Annotated in this window: 16 protein-coding genes and 1 tRNA gene; 3 read left to right on the top strand and 14 right to left on the bottom strand. The window is 41.3% G+C overall.

All coding sequences use genetic code 11. From position 1 onward, the window contains the following. Positions 1-65 precede the first annotated feature (65 nt). On the top strand, positions 66-761 hold the full coding sequence (locus F8N35_RS07200; protein ID WP_293050750.1) for a hypothetical protein: 696 nt from the start codon (positions 66-68) through the stop codon (positions 759-761). 112 nt (positions 762-873) lie between these two features. Here the strand turns inward: F8N35_RS07200 and F8N35_RS07195 are convergent, their stop codons facing one another. The 13 genes from F8N35_RS07195 to F8N35_RS07135 all read right to left on the bottom strand — a co-directional run bounded on the left by F8N35_RS07195 (position 874) and on the right by F8N35_RS07135 (position 14,984). Next, positions 874-2,061, bottom strand: a complete 1,188-nt coding sequence (locus F8N35_RS07195) for a helix-turn-helix domain-containing protein (RefSeq protein WP_293050749.1) — start codon at positions 2,059-2,061, stop codon at positions 874-876. A 686-nt stretch (positions 2,062-2,747) separates the two neighbouring features. Next, positions 2,748-2,957 (bottom strand): hypothetical protein, encoded by a 210-nt coding sequence (locus F8N35_RS07190; protein WP_293050747.1) that lies wholly within the window; start codon positions 2,955-2,957, stop codon positions 2,748-2,750. Between the two features lie 332 nt (positions 2,958-3,289). Beyond that, positions 3,290-4,621, bottom strand: coding sequence for a DNA recombination protein RmuC (gene rmuC, locus F8N35_RS07185; RefSeq protein ID WP_293050745.1), 1,332 nt, complete (start codon positions 4,619-4,621; stop codon positions 3,290-3,292). Positions 4,622-4,643: 22 nt separating this feature from the next. Then, positions 4,644-7,754, bottom strand: a complete 3,111-nt coding sequence (locus F8N35_RS07180; RefSeq protein WP_293050743.1) for an N-acetylmuramoyl-L-alanine amidase — start codon at positions 7,752-7,754, stop codon at positions 4,644-4,646. Positions 7,755-7,862: 108 nt separating this feature from the next. Continuing rightward, complete coding sequence (locus tag F8N35_RS07175) at positions 7,863-8,288, bottom strand: HIT family protein (RefSeq protein WP_293050741.1); 426 nt, start codon at positions 8,286-8,288, stop codon at positions 7,863-7,865. A 28-nt stretch (positions 8,289-8,316) separates the two neighbouring features. Beyond that, positions 8,317-9,102 (bottom strand): 4,5-DOPA dioxygenase extradiol, encoded by a 786-nt coding sequence (gene ygiD / locus F8N35_RS07170; protein ID WP_293050740.1) that lies wholly within the window; start codon positions 9,100-9,102, stop codon positions 8,317-8,319. Between the two features lie 32 nt (positions 9,103-9,134). Next, entirely contained in the window at positions 9,135-9,908 is a 774-nt protein-coding gene (locus F8N35_RS07165; protein WP_293050738.1) for a C40 family peptidase, read from the bottom strand. Between the two features lie 123 nt (positions 9,909-10,031). Beyond that, positions 10,032-10,727, bottom strand: coding sequence for a YjjG family noncanonical pyrimidine nucleotidase (locus F8N35_RS07160; RefSeq protein ID WP_293050736.1), 696 nt, complete (start codon positions 10,725-10,727; stop codon positions 10,032-10,034). Between the two features lie 43 nt (positions 10,728-10,770). After that, entirely contained in the window at positions 10,771-11,349 is a 579-nt protein-coding gene (coaE, locus tag F8N35_RS07155) for a dephospho-CoA kinase (protein ID WP_293050734.1), read from the bottom strand. 2 nt (positions 11,350-11,351) lie between these two features. Continuing rightward, positions 11,352-12,344 (bottom strand): YbbR-like domain-containing protein, encoded by a 993-nt coding sequence (locus F8N35_RS07150; protein WP_293050732.1) that lies wholly within the window; start codon positions 12,342-12,344, stop codon positions 11,352-11,354. A 12-nt stretch (positions 12,345-12,356) separates the two neighbouring features. Continuing rightward, positions 12,357-12,680 carry a preprotein translocase subunit YajC gene (gene yajC, locus F8N35_RS07145; RefSeq protein ID WP_293050731.1) on the bottom strand — a complete coding sequence of 108 codons (324 nt, stop codon included), beginning with the start codon at positions 12,678-12,680 and terminating at the stop codon, positions 12,357-12,359. A gap of 43 nt (positions 12,681-12,723) precedes the next feature. After that, positions 12,724-13,653, bottom strand: a complete 930-nt coding sequence (gene nusB / locus F8N35_RS07140; RefSeq protein WP_293050730.1) for a transcription antitermination factor NusB — start codon at positions 13,651-13,653, stop codon at positions 12,724-12,726. A 140-nt stretch (positions 13,654-13,793) separates the two neighbouring features. Further along, on the bottom strand, positions 13,794-14,984 hold the full coding sequence (locus F8N35_RS07135; RefSeq protein WP_293050729.1) for a metallophosphoesterase: 1,191 nt from the start codon (positions 14,982-14,984) through the stop codon (positions 13,794-13,796). 274 nt (positions 14,985-15,258) lie between these two features. Between F8N35_RS07135 and F8N35_RS07130 the strand changes: the two genes are divergently transcribed. Both F8N35_RS07130 and F8N35_RS07125 read left to right on the top strand, forming a co-directional pair. After that, on the top strand, positions 15,259-15,870 hold the full coding sequence (locus F8N35_RS07130; RefSeq protein WP_293050728.1) for a TetR/AcrR family transcriptional regulator: 612 nt from the start codon (positions 15,259-15,261) through the stop codon (positions 15,868-15,870). 97 nt (positions 15,871-15,967) lie between these two features. Beyond that, positions 15,968-16,039: transfer RNA gene (locus F8N35_RS07125), tRNA-Arg, on the top strand. Positions 16,040-16,111: 72 nt separating this feature from the next. Here the strand turns inward: F8N35_RS07125 and F8N35_RS07120 are convergent. Further along, the coding region (locus F8N35_RS07120; RefSeq protein ID WP_293050727.1) for an integrase core domain-containing protein at positions 16,112-16,332 on the bottom strand (221 nt) is incomplete at its 5' end.

The raw sequence follows: 16,332 nt of genomic DNA, 5'->3' as shown, positions 1-16,332 counted from the left end.
TTGAAACAAGAATAGTCTCTGCTAACCTGTATTAGCAGAGATTACTAAATAAAGAAACTACTAATATGCAATCAAAATATTTATTTTCTGTTGTTGCTTTGATAGCAACGTTCCTGCTTGCAGGTTGTGGAAAGAAGGATACACCTGTGCCGGTTCCGGGTGCTGTAACATTATCTTCTCCAGCTGATAATACAGCATGTCTTAAAAGTTCGTCAGCAAGCGGAAGTTCTGCATCGGTTACTTTTTCGTGGAGCGCCTCAACCAATGCCGATAGCTACCGTTTAGATGTTAAGAATCTGAACACTCAGGCTACCGTTAGTTATAACACAAATAACGTGTCATATACAGCAAGTCTGGATGCTAATGTCCCATATTCATGGAGCGTGACGGCTATAAATTCTTCAGGGAAAACCTCCGGCAATGCGTGGAAATTCTTTTTGTCGGGAGTTGCCTCCGGTAGTTATGCACCATTTCCTGCCGATTTGACGTCACCGGCTTCAGGCGCGGTAGTCAATGCCGGAGGTGCGTCTACTACGCAGGTTACGTTTCAATGGAGCGGCTCCGATCCTGACAATGATATTGCCGGCTATGCGTTCTATCTTGATAATACCAATGCATCGACTCAGGTTGTAGCTTCACAAACATCAACGACATTGTCTCAGAACTTGTCAAGTGGAAAGACCTATTACTGGAAGGTGGTAACGACAGATAAAGCGGGGAATAGTTCTACGTCGCCCGTAGGTGTGTTTCAGGTAAAATGATTCATTCCACCTGACGAAACCGGTTGGCTGAATATTGAATAGCATTAGCCTGAAGTTGTTTGGAGGTAAGACAACATTTAAGCGGAAGAGACCCTGAATTAATATTTGACCTTCATTTCTTTGTCGAATTCAGATATTCGGACGGAGTCATGGAGGTCATTTTTTTAAAGGATGCAATGAAATTTTGCCGGTTTCCGAATCCGCATTGATTTGCTATTGCGTCCAGCGTCATGGTTTTCATTGTTTCAGATGAAATTAACTTCTTAGCATGGTCTACCCGTAGTTGATTTCTCCAGTCTGTGAATTTGATATTCAGAATATTGGAGAAATAATAGGAAAGATGATGTAGGGGAATTCCCGTTAGGTTCGACAGTTTAGAACGGGACAAATCCAGGTTACAATATTCTTTCTGCATCACAACATTCTTCAGTTTTCTTTCAATTTCGTCAATATATTCGTCAGTAAAGAGAAGTAAATCGGGAGTACCATTATTCTTAGTGTTTTCGGGTTTCTCGGCAACGGATTGATCTTCAATATCATCGATGCTTGCCACATGAGAGAGAAGTCCATACAATATTTGCGGACAAAACAAGAGAATTATATTGAGCGCCATGTAAATCAACGGAATTATGAAATGATTGGGTCCGACTATGTCAATTTTGTTGAAAGCAACTAATTGTATCGAAGCCAACAGATAAATAAAGGAAAGCGTGATAGTGCATATAAAGGTGACTCTCAACCAAAGCTCTACACTTTGCCGTTGTTTGGGTCTTAAGAGCGAATGAGACCTGATTTGAGGCAGGTTCCTATAAAAAATCCATGCAGCATAACTAATGTAGCCAAGAATTGAAATTGCTCGTAACAGGTTGATATATGCCTGCGGAATAATGCTACGAAAACCGAAGAGGTAAGCTTGTATTCCTTTGCTTATTTCTACTGCCAGAGAAATCTTGTGATCAAAACTCCAAAAATAATACTTCCATAAAACAATAAATGTGACAATAACAGGCAGAAGATGCCAAAGGTCTTTCTTGTACAAGCGGGCGGAGTTCGTGATTATACTTCTGGAATATAGATAGAAAGCTGGGCCGATGAGGAAAAATAGGGGGGCAAAATGGTATAACATGACTGCTGCTATGACAGGATATTTCTCAACATGCAGCGCATCAATAGCAAACTCTTCAAGATTAAAAAGGAAAAAGAATATAGCCAAATAGATATTCCCTCTGAAATGCAGGCGGGAATATAATGCTAACACGAAGGAAAGTAACATTCCAAGTCCGGTAATATAGAGTCCCATATTGTAGTTTGATCTTGTGTTTGCAATTGGTTTGTCCGGTCAGCAACACTCAAAAGAAGATACATGTATGTGTACATACTTGAAATTTCTCTCAAAACGCTGCAAACAAAGTTATCAAAAAATAAATTGAATTTGCAAGATCTGAAAATAAAATACAAAAAAATAAAGCCGAGGCTATCAATTAACCTCGGCTTTTCTCTTTAGATTTGGGCTTAAATGTAGCACAGCAATATGCTGTCTGAAAAATCATTCCTTCGGAATGTATAATTATATTGGTTCTTGTGGTTATACTATACATGCAAATCTAGTCGTTATGAATTGAATCGATGCTGCTGAATTTGTGATCTTTGTTGCATTTTAAAAAAATATTACATTGTTATTTTGAGGGTAATGTTTTGAATATTATTGTTTTATGAATATTTTTCGGGTAATGGCTTTGCGAGAAGCTGTTTGTTTAATTATTTGGGGTTGTTTTGTTATTTTTACAGATAGATTCTTGATGAAGATCGCTGGTAAAATAAAGTCGGCTTTTTGTATGAAGCCGGATTGAGGGTTGCTATTGAGACAAAATAGTTGGAGTTCTAAAAGATGTTTTGCCCACAAAAGAGAGCGAATGATTCGATAAAAAAGAAAAAAGAGGAAATCCGACAACATGGTCGGATTGCAGGAAAATAGTCAAGTTTTGTTTACTTGCCGGAAGTTTGTCCTGTTTCCTGCTCCTTTTGAGCCAATAACTTTTTAAGCCGCTTTAGTTCGTTTTGAACGGCATTATACTTTTGGAGAGAGACGCTGTTTTCTTCAAGACGGATATATTTCTCGCGCAGTTTTATATAGCGGGGAACCAGATATATCAGGGCAATGGGACAAAATATCGTGATCAGGATAAGCAGTTTCATAGTGAGAGGTCAGTGATTATGTATTTAAAATTTTGGTAAATAATAGACGCTAAATTTGTAAAGAATGCTACGTCAGATTGGGACCGGCCTTGTCCGGAGAGCCAAAAAACAAGAGAGGCAAGCGTAAAATTGTCCATTGTTTGAAGCTCCTGACGAAAGGAAGGGGCAAGTTTGGTCAATTTAGCTTGACGAGCGCCGGTTTTTTGAGCGAAGCGGGCATAGCCTTGAATTTTTTGCTACCTTTTTGTTTTAAGACAAAAAGGTAGTCGGGGTCAAAGGGGCGGAAGCTCCTTATCTAATTATTAAATACGTAATCTCTGATGGAGAGGTGGTTATCCGATCAGATCTTCCGGTAATTGCTTATTGCTTTTGGCTCCAAGTTCTTTGATTTTCTCAGCAGTGCGGAAAATATTGCCGTTCCCGTTTTGGAGTTTTTTCATTGCTTCGTCGTAAGAATTTCCTGCCTTGTCGATACTGTCTTTGATTTTGCCGAGGTCGGTTACAAACCCGGCCAGTTTATCATACAGCGTTCCACTAAGGCGTGCAATTTCCTGTGCGTTACGACTCTGGTTCTCCTGTTTCCAGATAGACGAAATGGTACGCAGGGTGGCCAGCAGAGTAGTGGGGCTTACAATGACGATTTTCTTTTCCCAGGCATACGAAAATAGTTCGTTGTCGGCCTGAACGGCAATAGAGAATGAGGCTTCGATCGGAACGAACATCAACACGAAATCGGGGGTGTTGAGGTTGTGTGCGTTTTGGTAATTCTTTTCGCTGAGCAACTTTACATGACTACGCAGTGAAGCGATGTGTTCTTTTTGAAACAGAGCACGTTGCTCGTCAGTTTCTGCCGCCATCAGGCGTTCATACGCAACAAGCGATACTTTTGAGTCGACAATAATGTGTTTGTTATCAGGTAAGTGAAGAATTACGTCGGGGCGTTGTACACACATATCGGCACCTTCAACCACCTCTTCACGTTCGTATTCCTGTCCTTTGGTCAGTCCCGAACGTTCGAGAACGCGTTCCAGGATAATTTCACCCCAGTTTCCTTGCTTCTTGACATCACCCTTAAGGGCACGGGTCAAATTGTTGGCTTCTTCACTTACACGGGTGTTTAGTTCGGTCAGTTTTTTTACTTCTTCCCGCAGGCTGACTTTGTCGCGCAATTCCTTATCATAGGCTTCTTCCACTTTCTTTTCGAAGGAAGCTATTTTCTCCCGTAACGGGTTGAGGATCTCTCCGATATTCTTTTCGTTGTGCTGAACAAATTCGTTCGAACGTTCTTTCAGAATGCGGTTCGCAATATTTTCGAATTCGGTCTGGAGTTTCTTTTGCAATTCGGCCAATTCACTCTTTTGTTGATCGAGTTGTTCTCGTAAATAGCTGTTTTCCGTAGTGGTACGGGCAATTTGTTCGCTCTGTGCGGCAATAGAATTGCGGGCCGATTCCAAGTCGGACGTCAGGCGTGCATTTTCTTCGGTTTTTATACGCAATGTTTCATCTACGATCGATTTTTTACGGTCTGTTTCAGCCTGATCCAACAGGAACTGTTTCTCTCTTTCGGTGGCCGCATTGCGGGTGGCCGATAATTGTTTATTCAGCCATACGGCAACACTCAACGCACCGATAATGAGTCCGATAAATAAAAAAACGATGTTCATAAGCCGAAATTTTAACGGGTTGTTATTTCTCAAAGAAACGTATTACTTTCTGCATCCAATCTTTGCGCTGTTCTTCAGTGTTGAGGGATTCGAACGGGAATCCGCATACCACGGTTTTATAGCTTCCTTTGTAAGCTACGGCCGCGCTTATATTGCTTTCGGGATACAAAGCAATGGTATGCGCGTTCGGCGCATTGTCAGCCGGATCTATACCGTCGGCAGACTCAACGGCGTATTGCTTGTCGTTGATCTGGGTGCAAAAATTCCATTGTCCTGCAAATGTAGCGTAGGGCAGTGTGACGCCCTGCAATTGCCCGGAAACGGATGCTTTTTCGTTGTGCCATTTGTATTTCAATACCGAAGTCGCAAAGTTAACGCCCGTAGAATCTGCTTGTCCGTTATTCCATAAGTCGGATCCGACGAAACTGCCCGAAACAAAAAGATTTCCCCCTGCAATGCAATAACGGCGTAAAGCCGCATTTAGTTTATCGGTAAATGTTCTGAATGCTACATGATTGATATTTCCTCCGAAAGGAACCTGTTTTTCTTTTCCGAGTATAAGATCTACCATTTTATAGCCGTTCAACAGCTCCCCGTTTTCTTCCACTGCTGCCCGGCTGCAGGAAACAAAAGAATATCCGGCAGCTTTAAGCGCCTGCCCATGAATGTACGGAAAGTCAAAGCTATTACCGGCAACAGCGGTATTTTCAAAATTGGCATCGGAGTTACCAAAGGATGACGATTCCTGACCTTTGAAATTCAGTCGGTTGAAGTTGTTCTGCTTGCCGGTGTATGAAATATCCGCTTTGTCAGGCACACCGTTGTCGGTAAAACCTCCGTAAGAAGGCGTGTCGAACCATGTGGGCGCAGAGATGCGGTCAAATCCGTTGACGATCATCGCCACAGGTGTGCTCTTCCAGTTGCGACATACCGAAAGAGTTTCCGACGGCATACTTTCACCGCCATCATTGACAGCGGTTACACGAAAACTGTAGATTTTCCCTTTCTCAACAGCAAGTGTCATGGATGTACCTTCCGTAATCTGCCCGTTGTCGAAACCTTCGCCTTCCACACGGGTGTAGACGATAAAGCGGTTTGGAATTGCCGTTGGTTCCAGTGAGTCGTTTTCTGCTTTCCAGGAGAGGTTAATGTGGGTGTCGTCCACAAACTCCGAAGCAAGATGGCTGACAGGGAGTGGTTGAACGACAAACGGACTATGATGTTGATAGGCCAGATACTTCAGTATGGCTTTGTAGATAGACCGGCTGACGGTAAACTTAAACCTCGGATCGAGACCGTATTTCATGTCAGCAAAGTTTTCGTGGGACAGTAGTTCCATCAGCACCGAAGGAACATCTGTTTCTCGGGACTCGGCATATGAACGATCCCATAAACCTCTTCGCGTCCAGTTTTTTACTCCCCTTTGGTGCAGGTCGTCAACAATTTGGGTTTGTATCATGTCGGCCAGATCACGTGAGGTCATGCGAGTTTGTCCGGTGCTGAACTGACCGTTGTTGAGAGATGTTGTGTAAATTGCCAATGTGCCGACAATGGAATCTCCTTTTACTCTTCCGGCATCGGAATGAATAGCCATTGAAAGATCTATGGGGATTTTTAAACCGGTAGAAGCCGAATCTTTTCCCGAATAGACAGAACCGCCATTGAGATAATTCACCCAATAAGGGCGTGCCCAGATATCTTCGTTGTAATCATTCGGCGCTTCGTCTTTGCGTTTATGATAGATATTTGACGGCATGCCAGCCCATTGAAGCCAGTAACGGGCTCCTTCCAGATAACGGGCTCGGCCGCTGACTGAAACGTGTTTGGTTGTGTAGCGAACGGTGTCGGTACTCAGACTGTCCTGAGGCATTTTTTCATCTGTGATGATGTTGTTGTTCGTAATGTTCGGTTCCTGTATGTGCTGCAATGTGGTGTCAGGTTTAGCCGGAGCTGCGGGTTTTGAAGGCATTTTTTCATAGCTGAAGTCCGGTCGGGCGATATTTCCCATTCCTCCCCCGAAACGAACGGCATCGGCCGTGATTACAGTTCCTCTTCCTTTTGTAGCACCTGTTAAAGTTACTCTGCCTGATTCGGAGTGTATTCCTTTCTTAAAATAAAAATTACCAAGGTAAATCCATGTCCCACCACCCATTTGCTGATTTATCGAAAATTCGGTTTGGCCTCCGGTATGATAAATCGTGTAATGAGCATTTTTACTGCTGTTTGCTAAGGTTTTGTATGCAATTGATACGAAGTACCAACCATCTTCCGGAATATCGGGTATCCATTCGAATGCTACATTTTCAGTAGATCGTGCACCGGATTTACGGTAGGTTCCCAGAGTAAAAGGATTTTCGGTATTTTCAAGTTGTTTCTTTGTGAATCCAAAACCTGAATTACCTCCATTTTCAATGGTTGTGCCTCGTTCGCGATAGATGGAAGAGCCGGAAGAACCGTCATTATCCACAATCACTTCGTTGGTCTGCGTGTCTCGTTCGCGGGGCAAAAAAACATTTGCACCTGCATTCTCCAGCATTGGTACGAGATAAGGGAGAACGTAGCTCATGGTGTATTTGTCTTCGACGGTCTGAAATACCCGATCGCGTTGCCAGAGCCAGCGGTCGGTGCGAAGGCGGTAGTATAAACCGTGACTTTGCCAAAGAGCCAAATGACGATTTCCCAGTCCTTGTGTGACAGTGTATGGCTTTGACAATGGAGTCATGAGAGGTGTTCCCTGAAATTCTTTTTTAGGGAATCTATTTCTGTCTACGTTCTTATCAGGACGGAACATATTTGGTATGAGGGCGCTGAGTTCTTTGCTTCCGGCAAAAACCTGTACTTTGTAGTCGGGCTGCCCTGCGTGGGTTAATGAATCAAGCTGAGCGTATAGTTTTGACACCACTGCCGGACGATAAGGAATATACGATAACGATTCGCTGCAGTAAATGTTAACGCGTTTTTCGGCTGCATTGATGGATATTTCTTTTACGCGGAATCTTCCCAAACCGGCGTAAGTACGTTCATAGCTTGCCAACAGAGAATCCACCTGAGTTTTCATTTCTCTGGGTTGACGCAACGCCATGGCATTCGTGATATATAAAATACAGCAAAAAAATAATATTAATCGTTTCATTATAACCGTATTAAAAACAGAGCAAAGACTGAGAATATCAGCCTTTGCTTTGAAAAAAGATAGAAGACAAGGTCTTCCGGTTCTTTATGTATGTTCAGGTGTTTTTTCTTAGAGAGCAGCTTTGATTGCATCGATTACCTGAGTATACTCAGCATCGCTCAAATATTTCTGTTTTGGATTCATTTCGAATACACCGCCCCAGCCGAATGCACCCTGATATTTGGGGACAATGTGAAAGTGAAGGTGAGATAGCGTGTCGGAATAAGCTCCGAAGTTGATTTTGTCAGGATGGAATGCCTTGTCCATTGCTGCAGCAGTTTTGGCAACATCAGCCATAAAAGCGTTGCGTTCTTCATCGGTCAGTTCAAAAAGCCCGTCCACATGACCCTTGTAGGCAACCAACGTACGGCCATGATAGGATTGTTCTTTGAAAAGGAAAAGTTCAGAAACCGAAAGATCGCAAATTTTTATCATTAAGTCTTGTTGCGTCTGGTTTTTAGTGCAATAGAGGCATTCTGCCGGATTTGTTTTCATTCTATAATAATTTTTCGCTGTAACAATTTTATTGAATAATAAATGAGGTCATAGATAATGAACCCATTACTAATTTATCATTAAAAAAACGGACTGTTTCTTCGGGGCGCTTCAATGCTAAAGCGTAAAGCACTGGCCAAAAATGATCAGGGGTTGGAATTGCCCTTTGTACGTCAGGTCCGAGTTTGAGGTAATTACACAAATCGTCAACCTTGTTTGAAGTGATCAATTTCTTCATCAGGCTACTAACAGCATTCGCCCAGTCGTAGCCAAACTCTTCATCGTCTTTTTTGCTCCAGTCGAGCAAACGAAGATTATGAATAATGTTTCCACTGCACAAAATTAGCACTTTTTTGTTACGTAAAAAAGCTAATTGTTTGGCGAGTTCGAAATGTTTCTTCTCGGGAAGTGTATCGTTCAGACTGAACTGAATGACAGGAATAGTTGCTTCGGGAAACATATGCGTTAAAATGCTCCAGCAGCCATGGTCATAGCCCCATTCCAGATCACTTATTATATTTGCAGTCCTGACAGTATCGATAATCTCTTTTGCTAATTCAGGATTCCCCGGTGCGCCATATTTTACAGCATGGAGCTTTTCCGGAAATCCCCCAAAATCGTGAATGGTACGGGGATGGCGAGAAAGAGTTACACATGAGCCACTTGTGAGCCAATGAGCAGATATGCATACAATGGCTTCCGGCGTCGGAAGCTGGCGTCCAATCTCTTTCCATTGGGTTGTGAATTCATTTTCTTCTATGGCATTCATCGGAGTCCCATGTCCGACAAATAACACGGGGTAGGGGCTATTCATAGTAGTAGCTATTTGTGATTAAAAGACAGAATTTATAGTATTCTCTTGATAACCCTAAGAGAGTGAGTATATTTCCCGGTAATGACGGATTTGATTCCCTGATTGTCGATAGGGGCAATGTGTACTTCGCCTGATGCGTGCAAAATTTGGTGATCGTTGAGCAGAATCCCTACGTGGCTTATGTAGCCGTCGTCGTGGTCAAAAAAGGCAACATCACCGGGTTGTGCTTCGGCCAGAAAACTTACCTGTTCTCCGAATTCTATTTGCTGACGGGCGTTCCTCGTTAGTTGCTTTCCACACATGAGTGCTGCCACCTGAACCAGTCCCGAGCAATCTATTCCCATGATGTTTTTGCCGCCCCATAGATAAGGAGCGTGGAGGTATGCTAAGGCCTTTTCTACAAATTCGGACGATGATGTGTTGATGTTTGTGTCTTCTGAGGAGAATCCGAAAACGCGGTCGCCTATTGAGAATTGCTGTTTGTCTTTGTTATAGAAGGGAAGCAGGCTGCCGCCGGGTAAAGGCTGTTTTGTTCCGTCCTGAAGGGTCGCATACGAAAGAGGTTTCGAGACCACGACATGCTCCTGTTGGTTTAGTTGGTCGAATAATCGCTCATCAATAGGAGTCATCATTTTACGGTCGATCCATCCGGTCTCGTTATCACGGACGTTATGAATCCGAACCCAGCGTTCAATGACTTCTTCTACAGTGAAATATTCACCAAATAAAATCTGTGTGAGCTGTTCGCTTGCCTCATCTGCAGCGCTTCTTAACGGGATTAATCCGTTGAGATTGATACCAAACATACCTTAGTTTTTAGATCGATTATCCACAAAGATACATATTCTTTTATTTAGTGAAACCACATAAGTGTGAAAATGTGTGAATTATCTAAATAAAGTAATAAATATTAATTGATTTTTATAAATTCACAAAAAAGAGCAAAGCTCTGATAAGTTGTGAATTGTATATGTGGGCTGCTTGATGAGCGTTTGAGATGAATCGGCAGAATAATACACCTGATCGATGCCGAAATTCATGGCGCCTTCAATGTCCGCTTCAAAATTGTCGCCAATCACAAGGCTGTCTTTCTTTTGAGCATTCGAAACTGAAAACATGTGTGCGAAAAATTCGGGTTTGGGCTTGTGGTGTCCTACTTCTTCGGATAAGAAGATTTTGTTGAAGTAGCCGGATAACCCCGATTTTTTTAGTTTCTTGTACTGAACTTCTTTGAAGCCATTCGAAATGATATAGAGATCGTAATGTGGTTTCAGATAGTCCAAAGTAGAAAATGTATTTGGCATGACTGCTGTCTTTTCGCAGCATTGCTCAAGGTAAAACGTGCTCATTGCTCTGGCAAGCGGCTCATTTAGAATCCCAAATTTTCTCAGCGGAGCTAAAAATCGTTCAGTGTTTAGAAATTCTTTGGTTATTTTGTCGGCTCCGTAAAGCCGCCAGAGCGCAACGTTGTTTTCTTCGAACTGGTTGAAATACGAGTCGAATTCAGGATAATACCGGTTGAGGTTGTAAGTTGTATAAACGTCAAAAAGTGCTGAACGGGCGTTCTCCGTAAAATTCCAAAGAGTATTGTCGAGGTCGAAAAAGAGGTGTTTGTACTGGGACATGTATTTTGTGATTCGGTTTGCCGGAGAATAACCGGAGGTTCTGCTATTGTGTAAGTTCCGAAATTATTTTCTCGGTTTGCTTGATTAAAGAGTGCAATCCGTCATTGACGATGATAAAGTCGGATTTAAGCGCCTTCGCTTCTTCGGTCCATTGTTGCGCTATGCGTTGCATTACCTGCTCTTGGGTGCACTGATCGCGGCGAACAACCCGTTCTATTCGAATGTCTAATGGCGCCGTAACCAAAATGACTTTATGTGTTTCGCTATTAAATCCGCTCTCAAATAAAATGGCAGTTTCCAGAAACACAACCGAACCTGATTGTTGTGTCGCCCACGCCTGGAAATGTCTTTTGACCGCGGGATGGACAATTGCGTTCAGCGCTTGTAGGCGTTCAGGATTCCCGAACACTTCGCTGGCAAGGTGTTGTTTGTTTAACTGGTCGTTGATATATGTGTTTTCTCCAAATTCCAGCTGAAGTTCCTTGATTACAACTAAATCAGACTGCATAATCTTTTTGGCCTCCACGTCCGAGTCATAGACGGGATAACCCATGGCAATCAGTAGTTTTGATATCACTGATTTCCCAGATCCAATTCCTCCTGTAATACCAACAATATCCATGATTATTTTTTTATTTCAAGAAGAAAATCTACAGTCTCGGGCGACACATGATACCGGATAAGGTCGGATGATGTGGAAAATACCTGAATTTTGGCTTTTCCGGCGTTGATTCTAGACAAAGTATTGTAGTTGACAACAGCCTGAATGCTTTCGGAAGTCAGCGATTTGAAATGAGAGACACCCACCAGACAAATTACTTTAACGGTTGCAGGAAAAGTTCGCAACAAATATTGATCGGGAAGGTTGATGCTGGTTACCGGGACCTCCAGCGTTTTTTCGGTAAATGGTTCTACCGCAGCATGCACTCTTACTTTGGGTTGTGACAAGTGTATTCCTCTGGGAACTTTAAGGTAGAAATCCGAATTAACGGAATCTTTGACATCTTTAAGGTGTATTGGTTCTGTGTAAATGATTTTGAGTGTATCGAGATTCTGCTTGTTGCCATACACTTCCAAAAATGCCGGGGAAACCGAAATGCCGTGTGTGAGGATGAATTGTTGTGCAGGTTGAATGGAACCGTAAAACCGAACCGGAACAATCTTTTTGTATAAAGAATAATAGTGGATAATCAACGAGTCGGGAGCAATGTGTATTTGCGTTGCGGTCGGTTTTAGTTTGTTGAATATCTGGCCTTCGTATTTGCTGGTCGGGAGGGAAATGCGTCCTGTTCCTTTGAATTGCCCGGTCAGGTCAACTTTGAAAGGAGGTAATTCCTGTTTCAGGATGTAAGTGAAAAGAGCCGACCCTTTATCCTTGAATTGTACGGTGAGAGTTTTGGGGAGTTTGCCAACGAGTTCTACGTTGTTTGGAATGCCAACATATTCAATTGGGACTTTGACTTTAAGTTCTTGTACATGACTAACTTTATAAAGAAACCAAAGTAAGGTCGAAAAGATCAGAAAAGACAAAAAGACAAAAGCCTCTTTCGTTGGGAAAGGAGCTTTTGTCTTTTTGCCTAAGCGTTTTATCTGCCGTATGGGTTTTTTAGCAGACATATTGATGCGATGTTATTTCTGTTGAGTATCGGCAACAGTAGCAAAAACAGAGTTTTTGTCTACGCGGATACGTACGTTTTCATCAACTTCCAACAAAATTGTATCGTCGCTGATTTCTTTGATGCGGCCATAGATGCCACCCGAAGTGATTACTTTGTCACCAACTTTCATTGCAGCACGAAAGTTTTTGATTTCTTTCTGACGTTTTGATTGTGGACGAATCATGAAGAAATAGAAAACGACAAATAATAACACAATCATGATGATACCGGAGTAGTTGGCCATGCCGCCCGGTTGCCCGGCAGGAGCTTGTAAGATAAGAGCTAATGTGTTCATAATTAGAATTTAATTTGGATTATGTTTTGTTTAATTCGATAATTTAGTTTGCTTTCATGAGAGTTCCCTCTTTTTTGAGATGGGATACTATCTTGTCGAGAACTCCATTGACGAAAGTTCCGCTTTTATCAGTGCTGTATTGTTTTGCTATTTCAATGTACTCATTTAGTGTTACATTGACCGGAATGGATGGAAAGTCGTTTAGCTCACCGAGAGCTACCATCATAATGATGACATCCATGTAAGCAATACGGTCTAATTCCCAGTTTTTTGTAAACTCTTCAATGAGAGCCTTGTATTCATCTCCGTGTCGGATAGTATTAAAAAATAGCTTTTGAGCAAATCGTTTGTCCTCATCGTGATTGTACATGGGTAGCAATGCCTGAGTAGCGCCTTTGCTTTCGTCAAATTTTTTGATAGTCTTCAGTATGAAGCTTATCACAAAATCGGCTTCAGCACACCAATAGATGCTTTGTTCTTCGAGAGCAACTGCTAATGCTTCGTTGTTCAGAACTTCGTTACGGAAAATTTTACGCCACAACTCTTTGTCGGCGGCATAATCATTCGTTTCACTTTCCATGTATGATTTGTAGCATTCCGAAGATACAATCGAATCATACAAAGATTTTAACACGTCCGGAGAGTCAATCCAGGAAAGGTTTTTCTCTTCAACCCGTTCAACGAACATTTCGTTTGCTTCCAGTTGCGCAATGAAGCGGTTGTCTGCAAAACGTCTGTTAGGGTTGAGCTCTTCTTCCGTAGGTCTGTATTTTTGTAATCCGGCATCTATTTTGTTACGAGAATAGCGGGTAACTTCGATGGCCAATAATAACAAATGATAATACAGGTCGTAGGTTTTTTCAATACTGTGAAATAACTCTTTCTCGGCAACTCCGTAATCTTTTTCGCCACTTTTGTAGTATGCAAATACAATCTGGACGATCTTGATACGAAGCAAAATCCTATTAATCATAATGGTAGCGCTTCTTCTATATATTAATGCAAAGATAGGGCATTTTTTGCGGATTGCAAAACGGTGATGATGCTAAAGAATTAAGTTGTACTGCGAGTTTGTTACTTGTGATTCGATAAGATTTGTTTCGTTTTATTTTATTACTTTGTAATTAACGTGATTACTGTTATTTCAGGAGGCATGCCCAATCGCATCGGAATCCCAAGATAACCTAATCCTCTGTTTACGTATAATGATTTATTATTATATGAGTAGAGTCCGTCCCATTGCTTGAATACCCATTGTGCCGGCGACCAGTGTAATCCGAATTTGCGTATGCCAAGCTGCATTCCATGGGTGTGGCCGGCAAGCATAAGTCGGATATTTGGATATTTTACAACTTGCGCCATCCAGTGATTCGGATCGTGAGATAGGAGTAAAACGTAGGGATAACGTTCTGTTCCTTTCATTGCTTTTGCAAGGTTTCCATAACAATGAAACGGTGGTTTGCTCCAATTTTGGACGCCAGCAATAACCAGAGTGTCTTTGTCTTTTGCTAAGAATAAGTGTTCATCCATTAATAGACGGAATCCCATTTGTTTTTCGCGTTGTATTAAAGAGTCGAGGTTGGCCTTTTTTGCTTCCGGAGAACTCCATTTGGTATAGTCTCCGTAGTCGTGATTGCCCAGAATGGAATATTTGCCTGTGCACGCATTTAGTTGACGGAACGTTTTAATTAGCTCAGGGGTGAGTTCTGATGCAAAATTGTCCATCATATCACCCGTCATTACCACCACATCGGGCATCTCTTTGTTGCATAAATCAACGGCTTTTTTCCAGTAAGAACTGTTGGCTCCAAGACTGCCAATGTGTAGGTCGGACAGTTGTACGATTTTCAGCCCGTTGAATGCTCTTGGTAATGATGAACTTTTAATTTCGATATGAGTTACCTCCGTGTCGAAACGGCCTATGAATGCGCCATATATAAAACCGACAAAAGTGATGCCGGCCAGAAAAAATCCTGCGTACGTTACAATTTGAAACTTTTTCCTGAAAAGAGAAGAAATGGCTCCATTTAGTAGTAAAAAAAGAATTAAAAGGAATTTTGGTATATATATAGTTAAGAGTAACCAGTTAAACCAGATGAATAATTCAAGAAAAATTTCGTTTTGAATTTTGGGTAAAATGAAGAGAAGTGCCAATATTCCGACAATAAAAATGGCATAAAGAGTCCAGTGTAATTTTTTGAGCCACTCTTTTTTAGTCGGTTTTATCCATCGTCTAAAAAGTATGATGTCGGGTAGAGTGGTTATAATCAAGAATATAATGATTATTATTATGGAGCTTCTCATGGTGAAGAAATTATAAAATTATTTAATCCGAGTTGGTTGAACATTTATGTGTTATAGAAATAAAAAAATATTTTTTTTTGTTGTTTTATTGGTGTATATCTGTTATTTTTGTCGGCCAAGAAAATCTACTTTAAAAAAACCGAAAAATAGATTTAATTGTTATCTTTGTAAGGTGTTTAACCTGATTCGAAAATACGAATACAAATATATTCGTTTTGAACAGAGTTTATTTTAATTGTGCTATATTTTAACTAACCAAATCAATTACACAACAATGAAGGGAATTAATACAGAGCATCGTATCCTGATGGCTGCTGAAGAAGTGTTCCTTGACAAAGGATTCAGCGCAGCAAAAACTACAGAAATTGCACGTAAAGCAGAAGTGAACCACGCTTTGGTTCATTATTATTTCAGATCTAAAGAAAATTTATTTGAAACAGTATTTATCAACAAGTACAAGCAAGTACTTGTGGTTCTTACTGAAGCGGTGGACGGCGAAAAACCTTATCTTGACAGACTTCATCAAATGATGGCTGCTCAGTTTGAGTTGTTTATTTCAAGTCCTAAAATGCCTTTGTTTATCGTTAATGAGTTTTTGAACAATCCTCAACGTTTGAACTTCCTGAAACGTAAGATTTCTCTTTTCCCACAGGAAATTTTGATCCGTTTTGAAAGACAAACCAAAGAAGCTATCGAACAAGGCATTATTCGTCCGATCGAAACAAAAGAATTGCTCTTTAGCGTATTCTCTCTCCTGTTCTCGGTATTCATCAACCGTTCGTTCTCTCAGTACATTTTCAACTGGGATGGCATGGATTATCCTGAATTTGCCAAGAAAAGAGAAAAAGAAATTATCGATTTCGTAATGAAAAGCTTACGTCCGTAATTTTTTGACAATAGACAAGTCTTGTAAAAAAACAGAATAGAATCTGCATCCGGAAAGTGGAAATATCCACGAAAAAGTGTAATTTTGCACTCCGATTGGTCCTATAGTTTAATGGATAGAATGACAGATTCCGGTTCTGTTGGTCTGGGTTCGATTCCCGGTAGGATCACTTTTTTATGAGACAGGTTTGTCTAGTCCTAAAAAAGCGTTACAGTTTTTACTAGGACAAAATTAATACGCTTTATGAGATAGATGTCGGGCTAGCCCGACATCTATCTTTGTTTTTATAGGTTCTGATTTCAATCTCTTTCTGTTCATGCATTTGCTCAGGAGTCCTCATATGGCAAGAATAATGAGGTCTTTGCGTATTGTAAATTCGCACAGCATCTTTTACCAATAGTTGCATCGTTTGGATGTCGACCTGATATTCCTCCAATAAAAACTCTTGTTTTAAGATTCCAT

The organism is Paludibacter sp., assembly GCF_009712605.1.
Taxonomy (GTDB): Bacteria; Bacteroidota; Bacteroidia; order Bacteroidales; family Paludibacteraceae; genus Microbacter.
The sequence above is the reverse complement of the archived record's forward strand: the minus strand, read 5'-3'. Positions and strand labels throughout refer to the sequence as shown.

What these genes read in the sequence shown, in the direction of transcription:
- F8N35_RS07200 (WP_293050750.1), top strand. Translation starts at nt 66, where the DNA reads ATGCAATCAAAATATTTATTTTCTGTTGTTGCTTTGATAGCAACGTTC.
- F8N35_RS07150 (WP_293050732.1), bottom strand. Translation starts at nt 12,344, where the DNA reads ATGTCTGCTAAAAAACCCATACGGCAGATAAAACGCTTAGGCAAAAAG.
- F8N35_RS07165 (WP_293050738.1), bottom strand. Translation starts at nt 9,908, where the DNA reads ATGTTTGGTATCAATCTCAACGGATTAATCCCGTTAAGAAGCGCTGCA.
- coaE (WP_293050734.1), bottom strand. Translation starts at nt 11,349, where the DNA reads ATGGATATTGTTGGTATTACAGGAGGAATTGGATCTGGGAAATCAGTG.
- F8N35_RS07195 (WP_293050749.1), bottom strand. Translation starts at nt 2,061, where the DNA reads ATGGGACTCTATATTACCGGACTTGGAATGTTACTTTCCTTCGTGTTA.
- F8N35_RS07160 (WP_293050736.1), bottom strand. Translation starts at nt 10,727, where the DNA reads ATGTCCCAGTACAAACACCTCTTTTTCGACCTCGACAATACTCTTTGG.
- F8N35_RS07180 (WP_293050743.1), bottom strand. Translation starts at nt 7,754, where the DNA reads ATGAAACGATTAATATTATTTTTTTGCTGTATTTTATATATCACGAAT.
- rmuC (WP_293050745.1), bottom strand. Translation starts at nt 4,621, where the DNA reads ATGAACATCGTTTTTTTATTTATCGGACTCATTATCGGTGCGTTGAGT.
- F8N35_RS07190 (WP_293050747.1), bottom strand. Translation starts at nt 2,957, where the DNA reads ATGAAACTGCTTATCCTGATCACGATATTTTGTCCCATTGCCCTGATA.
- F8N35_RS07130 (WP_293050728.1), top strand. Translation starts at nt 15,259, where the DNA reads ATGAAGGGAATTAATACAGAGCATCGTATCCTGATGGCTGCTGAAGAA.
- F8N35_RS07135 (WP_293050729.1), bottom strand. Translation starts at nt 14,984, where the DNA reads ATGAGAAGCTCCATAATAATAATCATTATATTCTTGATTATAACCACT.
- yajC (WP_293050731.1), bottom strand. Translation starts at nt 12,680, where the DNA reads ATGAACACATTAGCTCTTATCTTACAAGCTCCTGCCGGGCAACCGGGC.
- F8N35_RS07175 (WP_293050741.1), bottom strand. Translation starts at nt 8,288, where the DNA reads ATGAAAACAAATCCGGCAGAATGCCTCTATTGCACTAAAAACCAGACG.
- ygiD (WP_293050740.1), bottom strand. Translation starts at nt 9,102, where the DNA reads ATGAATAGCCCCTACCCCGTGTTATTTGTCGGACATGGGACTCCGATG.
- nusB (WP_293050730.1), bottom strand. Translation starts at nt 13,653, where the DNA reads ATGATTAATAGGATTTTGCTTCGTATCAAGATCGTCCAGATTGTATTT.